Here is an 18,632-nt window from a genome sequence, read left to right as displayed (position 1 = left end):
AAGTAACTATTTGTAACAAGATTGATGACTAAATATACTTTTAGTCGCGAATCTCTCTATGAAACGGGAGAGTTTTTACCTGCAGAAAATTGTTACATAAAAAAACTAACCTCATGGCTTAAATGCGACACCTGGTTACAAAAATGAATGTAAAAAAGCCGAGGTAGCGCCGGCTGGCGATACCTCGGCCTTGTGCGCAGGGATCAGCGCGGAACGATGGCGAACTGCGGGCCGTTGCCGTAGTTGGGCTTGACGGTACGGCCGGTGAACACGGCCCAGGCGCTCTTGCCTGCGGTGCCGCCGGCAGTAGCGGCATAGGCGAGGGCCGGCTGCAGGTTCGACGGGTAGCCGTCCGTCGCGTCCGAGTAGCCCGTCATTTCACCAACCTTCAGACCAAGCGCACTTGCCATGGCGGCGCTACCGCACTGCAGAGCCAGGATGTTGGCGGCGTGGCTGGCCGTGTAAGCCTGGGCGATCGTGCCATAGACCGGCGCGGTCTTCGCGTCGCGCACCTTCATCGAATAGATACCGCCATCGATCCAGCATGCACCGGCACCCACCATGCGGGAAATCGGGAACTTCGACTTCCAGGCCAGCAGGGAGCTTGCCTTGGTGAAGCCCAGTTCGGCGGTGTGGCCGACTGCCGAGGTGAAGAAGTCGTCCTGCCACGGCGCCAGGCCGGTACCGTCGTTATAGACCATGGCGTGCTCGTCGCTGAGGACTCCCAGAACGTTGGCCGAGGCGTTGTCGGTGTAGGTGCTGTTATAGAAGTCCAGGTTGTCGTTGACGATGGCCGTGAACGTCGCCTTCAGCGGGTTCGCGTCTGGCGTGATGTACGCCGCTTCGGCCGCGGTACGCAGGCTCCAGGCCTGGCCACGGATCTGCTCGGACGAGTACAGACCTTTCTCGGCGCCGCGGTAGCCCGGGTTCGACTGGAACGAGTTCCACATTGCCCAGAACTGCAGCTCTTCCAGGTAGTAGTAGTCGCCGGTCACCAGGTAAGGCAGGTAGACCAGGTTCGGCTGGTGCGCCGGGTCATGCGTGTTCGGGGTCGTGCACGCCGTCGACGTTGCGCAGACCGGGAAGGATTCGTACTGTTTGGTGGCCTTGTTGTACGTATCGGTCGAGCGGCCGGCGATGGTCATGTACGGATAGTCCTTGACGCTGACAGGACGGTCGGTCTTGCGGTCGCGGTAGTGCGACGACCAGCTGCCCGAGAGGTCCGCGGTGCCCAGCGTGACTTCGCGGGCGCGCTTGTCCATGCTCAGCAGGTAGGTGGCAGTCCAGCCTGGCAGCAGGCCGATATCGGGACGCCCGCCGGTCATCGGCATGTAGGATGCGGCCAAGCCGGTGCCCATCGGCTGGATTGCGGCGCCAGTCCACTTTGCCTTCAGTGCGGCCAGTGCGGTTTCTGGGACGACCACGCTCTGGTCGTAATTCGGCAGTGCGCGCGAAGCGATCAGATAAGCGGTGTTGTGCTTGACGTTGAGTTCCGGTGCAGCGGTGTTGTACCAGAACATCTGGCGCCAGCGGGCGTGATTGTAATGGGTCATCGCTGCCTTGCTATAGACCGACTTGCCGCCCACGATGACGCTGGCGTCATAGGTGAAGTTCTGCGGCGAAGGCTCGTAGGCCCAGTCGTTCTCGACGACGACGTCGACGCGCGCCTTGTTCGTGCCGGCATACCAGCGGATGGCGAAACGGGCCGACAGGTGCGGATGCTGGGCGCCGCTGGCAGTGCGCAGCGGGGCCGAGACTTGCCATTCGGTGGCAACCGGGCCATTCAGCCAGGTGGTCGGCGTGGTGCTCTTGAGCAGTTCGTCAGCGGAAGCGTAGTAATCGACGCCGCCGATATTGGCGTGAACCGATGCCGTGAAGCCGGTACGCAGCAGGGAATCGACGGTGACGGTGCCGGTCGGCGCGGTGCCACCTTTCACCAGCGACATGGTACGCACCTTGGCCGCAGCGATGCTCGGCACGACAGCGGAAATGATGGCATGGCGCACCGAGCCGTCGGCATGGGTCGCCTTGACGTCGACCTGCAGCGGGACCGTGGTGCCGTCTTCCAGGCGTCCAGTCAGCTTGTCGCTCGCCAGCAGGTTACCTTGTGCGAAGACTTGACCGAAAGTAACAGGCACGTTGGTCTGGGTCGCGGTCGTGCTGGTGTTTTCGAAACGGACGTCGGTAATGGTAGTGCCGGAGACGGTTGCGGGCGTCGTCGTGGTGCCGCCGGTGGTCGGCGGCACGGTGGTGGTAATCGGGCCAGTCAGGGTACCTGGCAGGGAGGCGCTGAGAGATGCGGCGGTCTGTGCGCTGGACGCAGTGCCTTGGGCTTGATCGCTACCCCCGCCACAGGCGGCGAGTGCGGAGCTGGCTACTACGATGGAAAGGCGCCGAAGCGACAGGAAGTTTTTAACAGATTTCATTTCGGGTTTCTCTGGTTAAGCGCTAGTCGGTTTCTTTTTGTTCGGTAGCGCTAGATTACGCCAAAGAAATTAGTGATGCACGGAAAAAGTCAAATTTCTCGCCTTTTGTTCCCGTGCGGCAACGAAACATTGTCGGGGATCTTATGAATATTATTCGGAAGCAATGTAATTTCGTCAGTTATTTATATGGTTAAAAACATTGAACTAAAAACAAAAACAAAAAAGCCGCCCTCAGGCGGCTTCTTGTAAGCGGGAAATTGTTACTTGGCGGCGGCTACCATATAATCGACCGCGCTCTTGACGTCGGCGTCCGGCGCGCTCGAACCACCTTTTGGCGGCATCATGCCGGTCTTGCCCTGGAAGCCGTTGAGCGCATGCTGGTACAGCACTGCCGGGCCCTGGGCGATGCGGGGCGCCCAGGCAGCCTTGTCGCCCATCTTCGGCGCGCCTGCGATGCCGGCGCCATGGCAAGCCACGCAGGTGGAACCATATAAAGCCTTGCCGGCGCCGCTGTCGGCCGCCGCGGTTGAGGGAGCGGCGGAAGCGGCCGGCGCGCTGGCGGCAGCAGCCGCCGGTGCAGGTGCATTTGCGGCCGGCGCCTGGGCGGCAGGCGCCGGCGCTGCCGGCTCCTTGAATTTGCCGCCCGATTGATTCGCCATATATACAAGGGCGCGCGCCACTTCGACGTCGTCCAGGTCCGGGTTGCCGCCCTTGGCCGGCATGGCGCGGATCCCGTTGACCGCGTGCTGAAGGAGGGTGTCGTAACCTTGTGCGAGGCGCGCACTCCAGGCGCCGGCATCGCCAACTTTGGGGGCGCCTGCGGCGCCGGTGCCGTGGCAGGCAACGCAAACGGCAGTGTAGACGGCCTGGCCGCCCTGCAGCACCTTGGGCGCGTTCGCATCCTTCAGCGCGAAGCCTTCTTCAGCGACAGGACGCACGCGCGCCATGACCGCTTCAGGGTTCTGCCCTTCCGAGCCGGCGCCGGTCAAATGTTGATTGGTCACGAAGGACACCAGCAAGATGATGCCGATGACGATGACGAGGAAAAACCCGGCTACTGCGGCAATCAGCTGTTTCGGGGTTCGGATGAAAGCCTGATGTTCACTGTGGTGTGCGTCGCTCATGATTTCCTTACTTGATCAATAAAAAAACCTGCTGCGTCCAGCGCTTAGCTGCCTTACCCGTCATAAATGGCGCGGAACCGGGCGATTATAGATCGAAAGCACGTTAATGGAAACGCAATTTCTCTGCGGTCAACATTGGTGCCATAGACGTGCCGGTCAAAACTCTGTATCCTTCGCTTCACTCCTGCGCGGCTGTAGCTCAGTGGATAGAGTATTGGCCTCCGAAGCCAAGGGTCGTGGGTTCGATCCCCGCCAGCCGCGCCACTTCTCCCTCAGCAAATCAATAAGTTACGGGTCACCGATGACTGGCTCGCATCCGCGCGCCGTCCTGTCACGATTCATTTAAAAAAGCAATGATTCCCATGCGCACGATTGCCGCGCAAACAGAGTTGCATTTGAAAGAATGTTAAAATTACATCTGACTTAGTGATGTTGCTTTTCGGCATTCTCATGGTAGGCGCATGTTTTTTATCGTCCGCCGGAATGCCGCCAAGAGCGCCATCCTGTTGTTTTTTAAGAGTGAATCCTTGGCAGTTGTTGAGTGCAATTCTGTTTCCATGCTATATTTAAAATTAACAGAATTGCAAAAAATAATATTTGATCGGAATATGCGAGATGAAAGCAGATGAAGTCGTCGCAGTAGTTGGCTTGGGCTATGTTGGTTTGCCGCTGGCTGTCGAGTTCGGCAAGAAGGCGAAAACAATCGGTTTCGATCTGTCGGCAACCAAAATTGAAAACTATAAGAAGTTCGTCGATCCCACCGGCGAAGTCGCGACCGAGCAGCTGAAGGCGGCGCAACACCTGGAAGTCACCACCGACCCATCCGCACTGGCGCAGGCCGACTACATCGTGGTGGCCGTGCCGACCCCGGTCGACATCGCCCACAACCCCGACTTCACCCCGCTGGCAGGCGCCAGCAAGACCGTCGGCAAGCACATGAAGCGCGGCGCCGTCGTCGTCTTCGAGTCGACCGTCTACCCGGGCGCCACCGAGGAAGTCTGCATCCCGATCATGGAAAAAGAGTCGGGCCTGAAGTGGAAGGACGATTTCCACGTCGGCTTCTCGCCGGAGCGCATCAATCCGGGCGACAAGGAACACACCCTGACCACGATCCTGAAGGTCGTGTCGGGCGACGACGACGAGACCCTGGACCGCATCGCCAAGCTGTATGAATCGGTGGTCACGGCCGGCGTGTACCGCGCCTCCAGCATCAAGGTGGCGGAGGCCGCCAAGGTGATCGAGAACACCCAGCGCGACCTGAACATCGCCTTGATGAACGAACTCGCGATCATCTTCGACAAGGTCGGCATCGATACGCTGGAAGTCCTGAAGGCCGCCGGCACCAAGTGGAACTTCCTGCCCTTCCGTCCGGGCCTGGTGGGCGGCCACTGCATCGGCGTCGATCCGTATTACCTGACCCACAAGGCCGAGATGGTCGGTTACCACCCGCAGGTGATCCTGGCGGGCCGCCGCATCAACGATGGCATGGCCAAGTTCGTGGCCGAAAAGACCGTCAAGTCGATGATCTCGTCGGGCTTCCACGTGAAGGGCTCGAAGGTCAACGTGATCGGACTGACTTTCAAGGAAAACTGCCCGGACCTGCGCAACTCGAAGGTTGCGGACATCGTGCATGAACTGGAATCCTACGGCTGCGACGTGCACGTCTACGACCCGGTCGCCGACGGCGAGGAAGCCCAGCACGAATACGGCATCAAGCTGGAGCGCTGGGAAGACCTGCCGAAAGCCGACGCCCTGGTCGTGGCGGTGCCGCACAAGGAAGTGCTGGCCCATTCGCTGCTCGATTTCCAGTCCAAGCTGAACGACAACGGTTGCTTCATCGACGTCAAATCGCAGTTCGATCCGAAGGCGATCAGCGAAGCCGGCTATTGCGTCTGGCGCCTGTAATACTCCCCAATACGGCTGCCCCATACGGGCAGCCGGGTAATCAGCAAGTAAAGTGTCTGCAAACGTGAACAAGATTCAAGATGTCCAACAGCAGCTGCTGCAGCGCAGCTACCACTGGCTGGTGACCGGCGCTGCTGGTTTCATCGGCTCGAACCTTGTCGAAGCCCTGCTCAAGCTGAACCAGCGTGTCACGGGTCTCGACAACTTCGCCACCGGCCACCAGCACAACCTGGACCAGGTGCGCGAACTGGTGGGCGAGGCGGCATGGGCCAACTTTACTTTCCTGCAAGCCGACATCCGCTCTCCCGAGGATTGCGCAAAGGCCTGCGAGGGCGTCGACTTCGTCCTGCACCAAGCCGCGCTGGGCTCGGTGCCGCGCTCGATCGCGAATCCGCAGCTGACCAACGAAACGAACATCACCGGCTTCCTGAACATGCTGGTGGCCGCGCGCGACGCCAAGGTGAAACGCTTCGTCTACGCCGCTTCCAGCTCGACCTACGGCGACCATCCGGGCCTGCCGAAGATCGAGGACCGGATCGGCAAGCCGCTGTCGCCGTATGCCGTGACCAAGTACGTCAACGAGCTGTACGCCGACGTGTTCGGCCGCACCTACGGCATGGAATCGATCGGCCTGCGTTATTTCAACGTGTTCGGTCCGCGCCAGGATCCGAACGGTGCCTACGCCGCTGTGATCCCGAAATGGGTGGCGGCGCTGATCCGCAACGAAGAGCTGCGCATCAATGGCGACGGCGAGACCAGCCGCGACTTCTGCTATGTGGACAACGTGGTGCAGATCAACCTGCTGGCGGCGATGGCCGGCAGCGACGCCGCCAACCAGGTGTACAACGTGGCGCTGAACGACCGCACCTCGCTCAACCAGCTGCACGCGAAGATGTGCGAGCTGCTGGCGCCGCGCTTCCCGCACGTGGCCGCGCACAAGCCGGTGTACGTCGACTTCCGCAAGGGCGACGTGCGCCACTCGCAGGCCGACATCGGCAAGGCCGCCGCGATGCTGGGCTACGCGCCCACCCACCGCATCGGCGAAGGGCTGAAGGAAGCCATGGACTGGTACGTGCACAACCTGTCCGAATAAGCACTGCAGTATGTAACCAAGAAGAATACCGGAGGGTAGCGTGCTTAAGATTTCCAACCATTATGTGTCGAAGATCGTCTTCGTCCTGCTGTTCGTCGAGGTGCTGGTCCTGCTCGGCGCCGCCTACGTCGGCGCGGCGGTGCGCTTCATGGAACTGGGCCAGCCGCTCGGCCTGCCGAACGTGGAGAGTCTCGACCACTTCTTCACCTCGGCCATCGCCTTCACCGCCGCCATCATCTTCAGCATGAGCGCGATGGGCATGTACCAGCTCGACTTCAACGAAGGCCTGCGCAACCCCTTCTTCATGAAGCTGATGCCCTCGTTCCTGATGGGCTTCCTGATCCTGACCCTGGTGTTCTACGTCGCCCCGGACCTGTACTTCGGCCGCGGCATCCTGGCCCTGGTGTTCGCGATCGCCGCCGCCGGCATCTTCATCGCGCGCATGATCTTCTTCAAGAGCTCGGAACTGCGCTTCCTGGAGACCCGTATCCTGTTCCTGGGCAGCGGCCCGCTGGCCAAGGAATGCAGCGACCTGGCCCTGCAGAGCGCCAGCTACCACCGCTACAACATCACCGGCTTCGTCCCGACGCCCACCGAGGAGCTGTGCGTGCCCTCGACCAGCCTGCTGAACGGGCGCGAGGGCGACACCCTGGTGGGACTGGCGCGCCAGTACAACGTCGAAGAGATCGTGGTGTCGGTGCAGAACCGCCGCGGCGGCTTCCCGATCAAGGAACTGCTCGACTGCAAACTGGCCGGCCTGAAGGTCACCGACGCCGCTACCTTCTTCGAGCGCGAGACCTGCCAGATCCGGGTCGACTCGCTGCAGCCCTCCTGGCTGGTGTTCGGCGGCGGCTTCGACCAGAGTTTCGTGCGCACCTTCATGAAGCGCAGCTTCGACATCGTGTGCAGCGTGATCATCCTGGTGCTGACCCTGCCGCTGATGCTGCTGGCCGCGCTGGCCGTCAAGCTGGAAGACCGCGGCCCGGTGTTCTATTCGCAGGAGCGGGTCGGCAAGGACGGCAAGACCTTCTTGGTGCATAAATTCCGCAGCATGCGCACCGACGCCGAAAAGGGCGGCAAGCCGCAGTGGGCCCAGCAGAACGACCCGCGCATCACCCGCATCGGCAACTTCATGCGCAAGACCCGCATCGACGAGCTGCCGCAGATCCTCAACGTGTTCAAGGGCGACATGTCCTTCGTCGGCCCGCGCCCCGAGCGCCAGTATTTCGTCGACCAATTGATCGAGGTGGTCCCGTATTACAATGTGCGCCACAGCGTCAAGCCGGGCATCACCGGCTGGGCCCAGGTGCGCTACGGTTACGGTTCGTCCGCCGAGGACGCGCTGCAGAAGCTGCAGTACGACCTCTACTACGTGAAGAACAACAGCCTGTTCCTCGACGTCCTGATCCTCATCGACACCCTGAAAGTCGTCCTGTTCCGCAGCGGACGCTGACCGGATCCGCGGCCGGCGCCGGCTGCGGTCCTTCGTTCCCACCTGTCTGAACCGTCCATCGTGACCAATATCACAGCCTATAGTTACGCGTTTGCTGCAGCCGGGTACCTGTTGCTGGGATTACCCATCCTGTCCGGCTGGCGCGGGCGCTTCCAGCGCGGCAGCCTGTCGGCGGCCTGCCTGCTGACCGCCCTGTGGGCCATCGCCCTGGCCTGGGATGCGCTGCACGACAGGTTGTGGACCACGCTCACCGCTGCGCTCGAGGTGCTGCGCGACGGCGCCTGGTCGGTGTTCCTGGTTGCGCTGCTGGGCCACTGGAAGAGTGAAGACAGCCGGATGCCCCTGGGCATGCGGCCTTCGCTGTTCGCGGCCGGCTGCGCTTACCTGGTGCTGCTGGGCGCACTGCTGGTCGGCCACTGGTATAACGAACTCCTGAGCACCCTCGGCGCGCTGCCGGTGGTGACCGCCTTCGCCTGCCTGGCGGTGTACGGCATGCTGCTGGTCGAGCAGGTGTACCGCAACAAGACCATCGAGGAGCGCTGGGCGATCAAGTTCGCCTGCCTCGGCATCGGCGGCATGTTCGCCTACGACTTCTACCTGTACACCAACACCATGCTGTTCCGCGACCTGAATCCGGAACTGTGGAATGCGCGCGGCCTGATCAATGCCCTGACCGTGCCGCTGGTGGCGGCGTCGATGGCGCGCCGCAAGTCCTGGACGGTCTCGGTCGGCGTGTCGCGGCGCGTGATGTTCCATTCGGCTGCGCTGTTCGGCTCCGCGATCTACCTGCTGGCGATGGGATCGGCCGGCTATTACCTGCGCTTCTTCGGCGGCCGCTGGGGCACGGTGATGCAGGCCGGCTTCCTGTTCGGCGCCATCTGCCTGCTGCTGGTGATCCTGTTTTCCGGCACCTTCCGCTCCTGGCTGAAGGTCTCGATCAGCAAGCACTTCTTCACGTATAACTACGACTACCGCGAGGAATGGACGCGTTTCACGCGCACCCTGTCCGAGCGCGGGCCGGGCCTGGGCGACCGCGTGATCCAGGCCGTGGCGGCGCTGGTCGAAAGCCCTGGCGGCACGCTGTGGCAGCGCAACGACGGCAACCACTTCGAGCCGCGCGCGCGCTGGCAGGCGCCGGACACCAGCATGGCCGAACCAAACAACTCGCCGTTCTGCCAGTTCATGGAAAGCACCCAGTGGGTGATCGACATCGACGAGTACGTGGAACGCCCCGACAAGTACGAGGGCCTGGCCGTTCCGCAGTGGCTGCTGGACTACCCGCGCCGCTGGCTGGTGGTGCCGCTGATCCTGCACGAGAAGCTGTTCGGCTTCGTGGTGCTGCAGCGTGCGCGCAGCCCGCTCAAGCTGAACTGGGAAATCATCGACCTGATGGAAATCGCCGGCAGCCAGGCCGCCGGCCACCTGGCCCAGGAAGACGCCGCCAACGCGCTGATGGTGGCGCGCCAGTTCGAATCCTTCAACCGCATGTCGACCTTCGTGGTGCACGACCTGAAGAACCTGGTGGCCCAGCTGTCGCTGATGAACGCCAACGCGGAAAAGCACAAGGACAACCCCGAATTCCAGCGCGACATGCTGGAAACCCTGAACCACTCGGTACAGAAGATGAAGCTGCTGCTGCAGAAGCTGTCGCGCAGCGAGAACGCCGAGAAGCCGCTGCCGCTGGCGGTCGACGAGGTGGTGCGCCAGGCGGTGGCGCTGAAGAACGCCTTCGAGCCGCGTCCGCAGCTGGTGGTCGAGATGCCGGGGCTGAAGGTGATGGCGGACCGCGAGCGCCTCGAGCGCGTGGTCGGCCACCTGATCCAGAATGCGATCGAGGCCACGCCGCGCGACGGCCACGTGATGATCCGCCTCGGCCTGCGCGGCGAAGACCCGCATGCCGGGGCGGTCGAGATCGAAATCACCGACACCGGCGAAGGCATGAGCGAGGAATTCATCCGCGAGCGCCTGTTCACGCCCTTCGACTCGACCAAGTCGGCCGGCATGGGCATCGGCGTGTTCGAGAGCCGCGAATACATCACCGAGCTGGGCGGGGCGCTGGAAGTCAGCAGCCAGCCTGCGCTCGGCACCACGTTCAAGGTCGTGCTGCCGCTGTACCATGAGCCGGCGCCAGCAATGATCTCCTGATAGAGGACATCCATGACCCAAACCAAACCGAAACTGTTGATTATCGAAGACGATCCGGGCCTGCAGAAGCAGCTGCGCTGGAGCCTCGACGCGTATGAGGTCGTGGTAGCCGGCGATCGCGAGGCGGCGCTGGCCCAGATCCGCCGCCACGAACCGGCGGTGGTGACCATGGACCTGGGCTTGCCGCCCGATCCGGACGGCTCGACCGAAGGCCTGGCCACGCTGCAGCAGATGCTGGCGCTGGCGCCGGACACCCGCGTGATCGTCCTGACCGGCAACCAGGACCACAACAACGCGGTCAAGGCGATCGCCATGGGCGCCTACGACTTCCACCAGAAGCCGGTCGACCCCGAAGTGCTGAACCTGGTGATCCAGCGCGCCTTTTTCCTGCACAACCTGCAGCAGGAAAACCGCCGCATGCAGCAGTCGCAGGCCGATTCGCCGCTGGCCGGGGTGATCTCGCGCGACCCCGGCATGCTGAAGGTCTGCCGCACCATCGAGAAGGTGGCGCCGACCTCGGCCTCGGTGATGCTGCTGGGCGAATCCGGCACCGGCAAGGAAGTGCTGGCGCGCGCCGTGCACGGCATCTCGCCGCGTGCGAAAGAGCGCTTCATGGCGATCAACTGCGCCGCGATTCCGGAAAACCTGCTCGAGAGCGAACTGTTCGGCTACGAGAAGGGCGCCTTCACCGGCGCCGCCAAGCAGACCAAGGGCAAGGTCGAACTGGCCCACGGCGGCACCTTCTTCCTCGACGAAGTCGGCGACCTGCCGATGCCGCTGCAGGCCAAGCTGCTGCGCTTCCTGCAGGAGCGCGTGATCGAGCGCATCGGCGGCCATGAAGAGATCCCGGTCGACGTGCGCATCGTCTGCGCGACCCACCAGAAGCTGAAAGACTTGTGCGCGCAGGGACGCTTCCGCGAGGACTTGTATTACCGCCTGTCCGAAATCGTGGTGACGATCCCGCCGATGCGCCAGCGCGAAGGCGACGCCGCACTCCTGGCCCACCACTTCAAGAACAAGTTCTGCGCCCAGGAATCGCGCTCCTCGCTGCACTTCGCGCCGGACGCGCTGGCGGCGATCGAAGCCTATGCCTGGCCGGGCAACGTGCGCGAGATGGAAAACTGCATCAAGCGCGCCGTCATCATGGCCGACGGGAACACCATCGTCGCCGACGACCTGGGTTTGCCGGAGCTGCCCGAGTCGGATGCCGAAGAATCGCCGCTGAACCTGCGCCAGGTGCGCGACGAGGCCGAATACAAGGCCATCGTGCGGGCGCTGGCGCGGGCCGACGGCAACATCGTCAAGGCTTCCGAAATGCTGGGCGTCAGCCGCCCGACGCTGTATGACCTGATGGGACGGCACGGCATCAAGGCTGCAGCTTGAGGCCGCCGCGCCGGACGCGCGGGCTGCGCTTGCGCGTCATGCAGGCGGTGCTGCTGCTTGCCGTTTTGGGCTTGCTGGCCGCGGCCGGCGGTCTCTGGTACCTTCAGGAACAGGGCATCACGCCGCGCACGCTGGCTCCGTACATCGAGAAGCGCAGCAGCGGCCACAATCCGATGATTACGGGCACCGGTCAGGCGTTGAGCGCTGCGCTGCTGGCGATCGACCGCGGCGGCGCTATGCCGGCCGCCTTGCCGGCCCTTTCCGTGGGCGCACAGGCGGCCGCCGCCGGAACCGGCAGCGGTCTTGCGCGCAAGCTGGTCGCCTCCAGCGAGGATGCCCGGCGCGCCATCGCCGAGGCCGCACCGGGCGACGTGATCGTGTTCCTGCCCGGGACTTACCGGATACGCGGCAGTGTCAACGCCAGCCGTCCCGGGGAAGAGAGGGCGCCTGTCGTCGTACGCGCCGACCGCCCCGGCGATGCGATCATCGAGTTCGAGGCAAGCGAAGGCTTCAAGGTATCCGCGCCGTACTGGCGTTTCGAGAACCTGAGCATCCGCGGCAGCTGCGCGCGGCAGGAAGACTGCGAGCACGCTTTTCACGTGGTGGGCGGCGCCCATCATTTCGCGGCCGTCAACAATACCATCCTCGACTTCAACGCCCATTTCAAGATCAACGGCGAACATGGGCGCTTCCCGGACAGTGGCCTGATCGAGTCGAACACGTTGGCGGCGTCGGCGCCGCGCCGCACCTTGGGAACGGTCGCTTCGATCGACCTGGTGGCGGCCAGCGACTGGGTCATCCGGCGCAACCTGATCGCCGATTTCATCAAGTCCGACGGCGACCGGGTCAGCTACGGCGCCTACGCCAAAGGCGCCGGGGCGCGCAACCGCTTCGAGCGCAATATCGTCCTGTGCGAGCAGCGACTGCGCGATTTTCCGGGACAAAGGATCGGCCTGTCATTCGGCGGCGGCGGCACCGGCAAGCCCTACTGCCGCGACCAGAAGTGCGTGACCGAACAGGACGGCGGGATCATGCAGGCCAACCTGGTCGCTTCCTGCTCCGATGTGGGCATCTACGTGAATGCGGCAGCCGGCACCCGGCTGGCCGGCAATACCCTGGTCGACACGGCCGGTGTGGACGTACGCTTCCCGGAAAGCAGCGTGGAAGCCGACGGCAACCTCGTCGACGGCAGCATTCGCAGCCGCAATGGCGGCGGGCTGCGTGCCGGCGACAACCTGGAGACGCCGATCGCATTCAGCTACCTCGGCTATCATCCGCTGCGCAAGCTGTTCACGGCGCCCGACAGTGCCGATTTTAGCTGGCGCGAGGCGCCGCCGCGGCGTGGCGCCGGTCGGGCGGCCGCCGATGCGCCGCTCGACCTGTGCGAGGACGCGCCCAGGGCCGCACCGCGCTACGGCGCCTTCGAGAACTTCAAGGCTTGCCTGGCGCCGCGTCGCTAGCGCCGCCTAGACGCTGCGCAGCCAGTCCGCAGTCCAGCCGACCATCTGCTCGTGCCACTCGCGCCGCGAGCAGGTATGGTCGGCCCCCGGCAGCGTGTGACGCGTGACGCGCGGGGCCGCGAGCAGGCGTTCCCAATCGCGCGAGCCCGACGGCAGGCCGGCGAATTCCTGCGCCGTCAGGTCGGCGCCGCTCAGCATCACCAGCACCTTGCCCCTAAACTGCTGGAGCGCGGCATGCATGCGCACGGGCAGGGCGCCGGCGCGCGATCCTGCTGCCTGCGGCGTGTCCGGCGCGGCGCCCCCGAACGCAGTCCGGACCAGGGACACGAACGATCTGGCAGCCTGCTTTGCATCGAAGCGGCCGGCCGCGATCTTCTTCCACAGAGCGGGGTCGAGCAGGCGGCTGCGGTAGTAGTGTTTCAGGGTCGCCTTGGCGGCGCCGTTTTCGGTGCGCACCCATGGATTGAGCAGGGCGAGGCCGGCTACGCGCGGATCATCCGGCGCGTACAGCGCGGCGGCCGAGGCGCCGTCGCACAGGCCCCATAGCACCACGTCGCGCAGTCCGGGGGCCTGCTCGAAGAAGCAGTCGAGCGCCGCGCGCAGGTCATCCTGGACCTGTTCGAAATCGCGCGCTGCGCCTTCGCTGTCGCCCATGCCGCGGTAGTCGAAGCGCATGGCCGGAATGCCGGCCTGCGCCAGGCTGCGCGCGAGCAGGGTGAACTGACGGTGGCTGCCGGTGCGGACCTGCGGGCCGCCGACCACGATCAGCACGCCGCGCGAGGCCGGCTGCGCCGGCATCGACAGCACGCCGTACAGCCAGTCGCTGCCGCAGGCAAAGCGCAGTGCGCGTTCTTCATGCTGCATCGGCGGGCTCCCGGTAAAGTGCAGTCGTGGCATCCAGCAGCGTCGCGCATTCGCTGATTTCCGGCGTCATCCAGAAAGGCTCGCCATGGACCAGGCGCACGCCGAAGTCGATTCCCTGTGCACGCCAATCCGCCGTGATGGCGCTGGCGGCCGGCGGCAGCGGCCGGCCGGCGGCTGCCGTCAGCTCGAACCAGTCGATGCGGCAGCCGCGCGGCGCCAGCACCGAGGCGTCGAGGCGCTCGAGGGCGGCCGCCATCGCCGGCGCTAGCTCGTAGCCGGCAATCTCGAGCGACTTCCCCTGTTGTAGCCACTGGCGCAGCGCCTTGGTGCCGCCATTGCCGGCGCCGTCCTGCAGCAGTTCGGCAGCCACGCGCATGCGCAGGAACTGGGTCAGGAAGCCGGCGCCGCTGGTGACCGGCTGCCACAGCAGCAGGACCGGTGGCGGGACGGCGGCGCTAGACGCGCAGTCGAGCGCGAGCAGCGCGCCGAGGCGCAGTCCCCACAATCCGACGGGGCGGCCGAGACGCTGCTGCAGCCAGGCACGTGCGGCGTCGACGTCGCGCTTCCAGCCTTCCCAGCGCGCCTCGCCGAAGTCGCCGCTGCTGTCGCCGCAGCCGTGCAGGTCGATCTGCAGCACGCCGACCCCTAGCGCCGCCAGCGCGCGCGCCTGCAGCGCGGCCATGCGGCGCGACTTGTTCATTTCTTCGGCAAACGGGTGCAGGTAGACCAGCGCCTCGCGGCAGTGGCCGGCAGGCGCGTGGAACAGGCAATAGCGGAACCCGTCCTGCACGGGCAGAAAAAAGGCTTCGGCGGGCGCGTGTGCCGGTGTCATGCCTGGGCTCGGGCTTCGTTCAGATACATGTCAACTCCTCAATGATGAGATGGTACCGAAGCTGTCCTTACCTCGTCCAGCAGCGCCGCCAGCTGGGCCGTGCGGGCGCTGCGTGCCTGCGCCTGTACGAAGGCCTGGGTGGCGAGCGGGGCGCGGCCGCCAGCGGCCAGGTCCAGGAAGCGCGGCAAAGCCTGCGCGATGGCGTCTGCGTCGTCCAGTGCCGCCACGGTATCGATGGCGGCCGCGCGCATCAGGCTCGCGGTATCGCCGGCCGAGTCGGTCAGCGCCAGGATCGGCCGCCCGGCGCGCAGGTATTCGTACAGCTTGGCCGGTATTTGCTCGTTGCAGTTGGCCGCTTGCAGCACCAGCAGGCCATCGGCGGCCGACATCTCAGCCAGCGCGGCGCGATAGGACAGCGCCGGCGCGAGCTCGACGAGGTCGGTGATGCCATGTTCGCGCGCCAGCTCCGCCAGCAGCGTCTCATGTACCGCGGCACGCAGCACCAGGCGGAAGTTCACGGCGCTGAGCCTGCCCTCGCGCCGCAGGCGGCCCAGGGCGGCGAACAGCGGTCGTGGATCGCGCTCGGAAGGGTAGACGATCCCGCTGTGCAGCAATACGAAGGGGCCGCCCGCCGGCCCGGGCGCCGGCGTGGCATGCGCGAATTCTTCTTCGTCGTAGCCGTTCTCGATCAGGTGAAAACGCTCGGGCGGGATCTCCGGATAGCGCTGCCGGTAGCTGCGCACCGCGCCGGGCGTGGTGCAGACCGCGCGGGTGCAGTGACGCACGGTCTGGCGCTCGACCCAGGCGGCGGCCCTGCGCATCCAGGGGTCGGTAGGATAGGCGTCGTCGATCATCGGATCGCGCAGGTCTGCGATCCAGGGCAAGCCGGTGAGCCGCCGCAGGGCCAGGCCGATCAGGTGGGCGCTGGCGATCGGATAGGTTGACCAGATCACCTGGCAGGGCACGCGCCGGATGAGTCTCAGCCCGGCCGGAATCGCGCCCAGGCACCAGCCGACCCAGCGGTCCGGCAGCGCCAGCAGGCGCAGGTAGCGGCCGCGGATCGCCAGGTGGCGTGCGCTGTCGACAGCGAAGGCGCGCGTTACTTCGGCCGGGCCGGTATAGCTGCCGCCGGTGTCGCTGTAGGCGCGCGGGTGGGCGCTCAGTACCAAGGCTTGCCAGCCGTGGGCCGGCAGGTATTGGGCAAACTTGAGGGTGCGCTGGATCCCGCTGCTGCCACGCTGCGGCGGGAAATGGAACGCCACCATCAGGACCTTGTTCACTGCGCGCTTTTCTGCGCCACGAAATTGGCCAGGCTGCCGACGGTTTCAAACGTACTGGCGCTGATGTCGTCGTCGTCGATGGCAATGCCGAAGTGGTCCTCGATGGCCTCGATCACGCCGACCACGGCCATCGAATCCAGTTCGGGCAGGGCGCCCAGCAAGGCCGATTCGGCGGTAAGGGATTGTCCCGCCGGGCCCAGATTCAAGACATCGGTCAGCAGGTTCTTTACTTCTTCCAGGTACATATCAAGCTCCGTTGTTCGTGGTGGCTGCAGTACGCGCCTGCAAGCGCGCCTGACGCTGTGCATGGACGCGCGCCAGTAGCGGCCACCGGTAATGATTGAGATGGTAGAGGGTACGCACCTCGTCGGTCCAGCGCGTGTGCCACTCCATCACCTTGCCGTAGAATTCGATGCGGTCCAGCCCGGCTTCGCCGAACAGGGCGCGGCATGCTTCCTCGCGCATCAGGAGGGCCGGCGACAAGCTGGACGGCACCGATTCGTCATAGCTGGTCTTCAGGATCACGATACAGCCGCGCTCGAGGATGCACAGGTCCATCGCGACCAGCTGCTGCCCGAACCAGTAGCGGTAGGCGCGTGCCTGACCATGCCGGGCGAATGCCTCCATCATCTGCCGGTAGAAGCGGCCCTGGTCATTGCCGGCGCTGACTGCGCTGCCGTTCCGGGCCTTCCAGCCGCTGCTTTCCAGTCTGCCGTAATCGCTCACTGCGGCGGCCATGTCGCCCGCTTCGGTGAGCGTCTCCAGCCGGGTGACGATGCCGTCTGCGGCCAGGCGGTTGCGCTGCTTTTTCAGATTGCTGCGCAGGTTCTTGCCGCGCGCCTGCCAGTAGTCCTCGAAGGCGCCGTCCATGCCGATGCGTGCGGTGACGATATAGTCCAGCGTGCGGATGCACCCATGATCGGCCGGACGCGGCGTCAACAGCGGGTCGCACTGGGTCAGGCTGAGCTGTAATGGGAAGCCGGGCAGGGCTTTCAACAGGCTGTCGAGCAGCGGCGCCAGTTCCAGGCCCGGTGCTTGCAGCCACAGGCCGACCGGCGCCTGCGAAGGCTGGAAGGTGGCCCAGCGTCCAGAGCCTGCCGGGGCCAGCACCGTGGCCGCGCACAACTCGCCCTGCACCTCGCCCAGCGCCAGTATTTCGCTGCCGCTGCCGAAGCAGGTCAGCAGGGCGGACACGAAGGCCGGAGCCAGCATTGGCGAGGCGCACTGACGCACATGCAGTTCGCGCCAGCGCGCAGCGTGCTCATCGAAGCGCGCCGCCGGGACGATGCGCCAGCTGATGGGATTCCTCATGCGCGCATGCCCTCTCTTGTCGCAAGCTGAACGGCCTCCCGAACCTGCCCGGCCAGCCAGGACAGCTCGGCAGCCTGCAGTTCCTGGTGCACCGGGAACGCCAGCACCTGGCGCGACAGGCGGCTGCTCACCGGGCAGGTCGCTTCGTCGACGTCCGGCCACAGGGGGAAGGCGAAGCGCGTCACCGGCACCCCTGCGGCGCGCAGGCGCGCGAACACCGGCTCGGGCTCGTCCATCAGCAGCGGAAACATCCAGGGGCAGACGCCGCCGGGCAAGGCGGCGAACAGCGGGCGGCAGCCGGGAAGAACGCCGAGTGCGCGCTCGAGCTCCCGGTAATGGCGGCGCCGGCCCGCCACGATGTCGGCGCCCGGCACGCGGGCAAGCAGGCGTCGCGCAAACCAGGAGGCGCGCTTGTCGATCCAGGCGGGATCGAAGTCGGCGCCGCTGTCGGACGAGGCCGGCGCCAGGGCCGGCGCCGGGGCGGCGCCGCGCGCGCGCAGGTGCTTGAGCAGCTTCCACATGCCGTCCTTGGCGCCTAGTACCGGCACCAGCAGCGCCTTCAGGAGCGGCAGGCGGCCATGGGCGAAGCCCAGTTCCAGTGCGTTCAGCAGCGCCTTGACTTCGAAGCCGGCGCCGGCCGAGCGCAGTGCAGGCGCTGCAGCTTGGCGCGCTACCAGGACTCCGCCGTCGTAGGCCGGAAAAAACTTCATGCTGCTGGCGATCGCGTAATCGCCGAAGGAACCGACAGGGCGTCCGGCGTGTTCGCCGAAGAAGCAGTGGGCGCAATCCTCGACCAGGGCCAGGCCGTGGCTGTCGCAGAAAGCGCGGATCGCCGTCATGTCCTGGGGGAAGCCGAAATAATGGGTGACCACCAGCGCCTTCACGTCCGGGGCGAGGCGGCCGCGGATGTCGTCGAGGTCGGCGGCGGCATTGGCGCCGAGCCGGTAGAACAGCGGCGTCGCGCCGCGCCAAAGCACCGGCGGCACCATCGACAGGCTGTGGTAAGCCGGCAGCAGCACGCGGTCGCCCGGCTGCACGCCCAGTTCGCGCAAGGCCAGCGCCAGAGCGATGCGCCCGCTCGTCACCAGTGTGGCCGTGCCGGCGTCGAGCACGGTTGGCGTCTCCGCTTTCCCTGCCGCGCGGCGCCCGAACACGGCCTGCGCCAGCGACCTGCGCGACAGCACCGGGGCCAGCGGGATCCGCGGACGTGCCGGGCCGGACCGCGCCTGAGCGTGCGGAATCGTGGTGTCGGTGGAGGTAGAGGGGAGTAGCATCGAGGCGATGTGGTATCTACGGCGTATTGTGCCTTGTTTCGCAGATGAAATGGTAACATTGCGCCCTATTTGTACCGCAACA

14 protein-coding genes and 1 tRNA gene are annotated in these 18,632 nt (G+C 65.1%); 7 read left to right on the top strand and 8 right to left on the bottom strand.

Translation table 11 applies throughout. The annotated features are described in order from the left end of the window. Positions 1-203: 203 nt before the first annotated feature. Both AC07PE_RS16585 and AC07PE_RS16580 read right to left on the bottom strand, forming a co-directional pair. Positions 204-2,246 (bottom strand): RIFT barrel domain-containing protein, encoded by a 2,043-nt coding sequence (locus tag AC07PE_RS16585; protein WP_498766375.1) that lies wholly within the window; start codon positions 2,244-2,246, stop codon positions 204-206. Between the two features lie 440 nt (positions 2,247-2,686). Beyond that, positions 2,687-3,550 carry a c-type cytochrome gene (locus AC07PE_RS16580; protein WP_498766373.1) on the bottom strand — a complete coding sequence of 288 codons (864 nt, stop codon included), beginning with the start codon at positions 3,548-3,550 and terminating at the stop codon, positions 2,687-2,689. Positions 3,551-3,738: 188 nt separating this feature from the next. Between AC07PE_RS16580 and AC07PE_RS16575 the strand changes: the two genes are divergently transcribed. The 7 genes from AC07PE_RS16575 (at position 3,739) to AC07PE_RS16545 (ending at position 12,989) form a co-directional block, all read left to right on the top strand. Next, positions 3,739-3,814: transfer RNA gene (locus AC07PE_RS16575), tRNA-Arg, on the top strand. Positions 3,815-4,165: 351 nt separating this feature from the next. Then, on the top strand, positions 4,166-5,455 hold the full coding sequence (locus AC07PE_RS16570; RefSeq protein ID WP_498766371.1) for a nucleotide sugar dehydrogenase: 1,290 nt from the start codon (positions 4,166-4,168) through the stop codon (positions 5,453-5,455). A gap of 64 nt (positions 5,456-5,519) precedes the next feature. Then, complete coding sequence (locus AC07PE_RS16565) at positions 5,520-6,548, top strand: SDR family oxidoreductase (RefSeq protein WP_498766369.1); 1,029 nt, start codon at positions 5,520-5,522, stop codon at positions 6,546-6,548. A 40-nt stretch (positions 6,549-6,588) separates the two neighbouring features. Next, on the top strand, positions 6,589-8,001 hold the full coding sequence (locus AC07PE_RS16560) for a TIGR03013 family XrtA/PEP-CTERM system glycosyltransferase (protein WP_498766367.1): 1,413 nt from the start codon (positions 6,589-6,591) through the stop codon (positions 7,999-8,001). Between the two features lie 60 nt (positions 8,002-8,061). Continuing rightward, positions 8,062-10,146 (top strand): XrtA/PEP-CTERM system histidine kinase PrsK, encoded by a 2,085-nt coding sequence (prsK, locus tag AC07PE_RS16555; protein ID WP_498766365.1) that lies wholly within the window; start codon positions 8,062-8,064, stop codon positions 10,144-10,146. A gap of 12 nt (positions 10,147-10,158) precedes the next feature. After that, a complete protein-coding gene (gene prsR, locus AC07PE_RS16550; protein ID WP_498766363.1) occupies positions 10,159-11,529 on the top strand; it encodes a PEP-CTERM-box response regulator transcription factor in 1,371 nt (456 codons plus the stop codon). Next, positions 11,526-12,989, top strand: coding sequence for a right-handed parallel beta-helix repeat-containing protein (locus AC07PE_RS16545; protein ID WP_498766361.1), 1,464 nt, complete (start codon positions 11,526-11,528; stop codon positions 12,987-12,989). Before prsR ends, AC07PE_RS16545 begins: the two co-directional genes overlap by 4 nt. A gap of 6 nt (positions 12,990-12,995) precedes the next feature. Here the strand turns inward: AC07PE_RS16545 and AC07PE_RS16540 are convergent, their stop codons facing one another. Genes AC07PE_RS16540 through AC07PE_RS16515 form a run of 6 tightly spaced genes read right to left on the bottom strand, consistent with a single transcriptional unit; the run spans position 12,996 to position 18,550 of the window. Next, positions 12,996-13,853: a hydrolase 1, exosortase A system-associated gene (locus AC07PE_RS16540; protein ID WP_498766359.1), complete on the bottom strand. Its 858-nt coding sequence runs from the start codon at positions 13,851-13,853 to the stop codon at positions 12,996-12,998. Then, entirely contained in the window at positions 13,843-14,685 is an 843-nt protein-coding gene (locus AC07PE_RS16535; RefSeq protein ID WP_498766357.1) for a hydrolase 2, exosortase A system-associated, read from the bottom strand. The genes AC07PE_RS16540 and AC07PE_RS16535 overlap by 11 nt, the downstream gene beginning before the upstream one ends. Positions 14,686-14,723: 38 nt before the next feature. Beyond that, on the bottom strand, positions 14,724-15,965 hold the full coding sequence (locus AC07PE_RS16530) for a glycosyltransferase (RefSeq protein ID WP_498766355.1): 1,242 nt from the start codon (positions 15,963-15,965) through the stop codon (positions 14,724-14,726). Next, a complete protein-coding gene (locus AC07PE_RS16525) occupies positions 15,962-16,210 on the bottom strand; it encodes an acyl carrier protein (protein WP_498766353.1) in 249 nt (82 codons plus the stop codon). The genes AC07PE_RS16530 and AC07PE_RS16525 overlap by 4 nt, the downstream gene beginning before the upstream one ends. Before the next feature lies 1 nt (position 16,211). Beyond that, the gene (locus tag AC07PE_RS16520; RefSeq protein ID WP_498766351.1) at positions 16,212-17,276 is read right to left on the bottom strand and encodes a GNAT family N-acetyltransferase; all 1,065 of its coding nucleotides are present in this window, start codon (positions 17,274-17,276) and stop codon (positions 16,212-16,214) included. Further along, positions 17,273-18,550, bottom strand: a complete 1,278-nt coding sequence (locus AC07PE_RS16515; protein WP_498766349.1) for a DegT/DnrJ/EryC1/StrS family aminotransferase — start codon at positions 18,548-18,550, stop codon at positions 17,273-17,275. Before AC07PE_RS16515 ends, AC07PE_RS16520 begins: the two co-directional genes overlap by 4 nt. Between the last annotated feature and the right edge of the window lie 82 nt (positions 18,551-18,632).

Source organism: Telluria sp. GW821-FHT07G12 (assembly GCF_059418525.1).
This window is presented reverse-complemented; position numbering and strand designations above follow the sequence as displayed.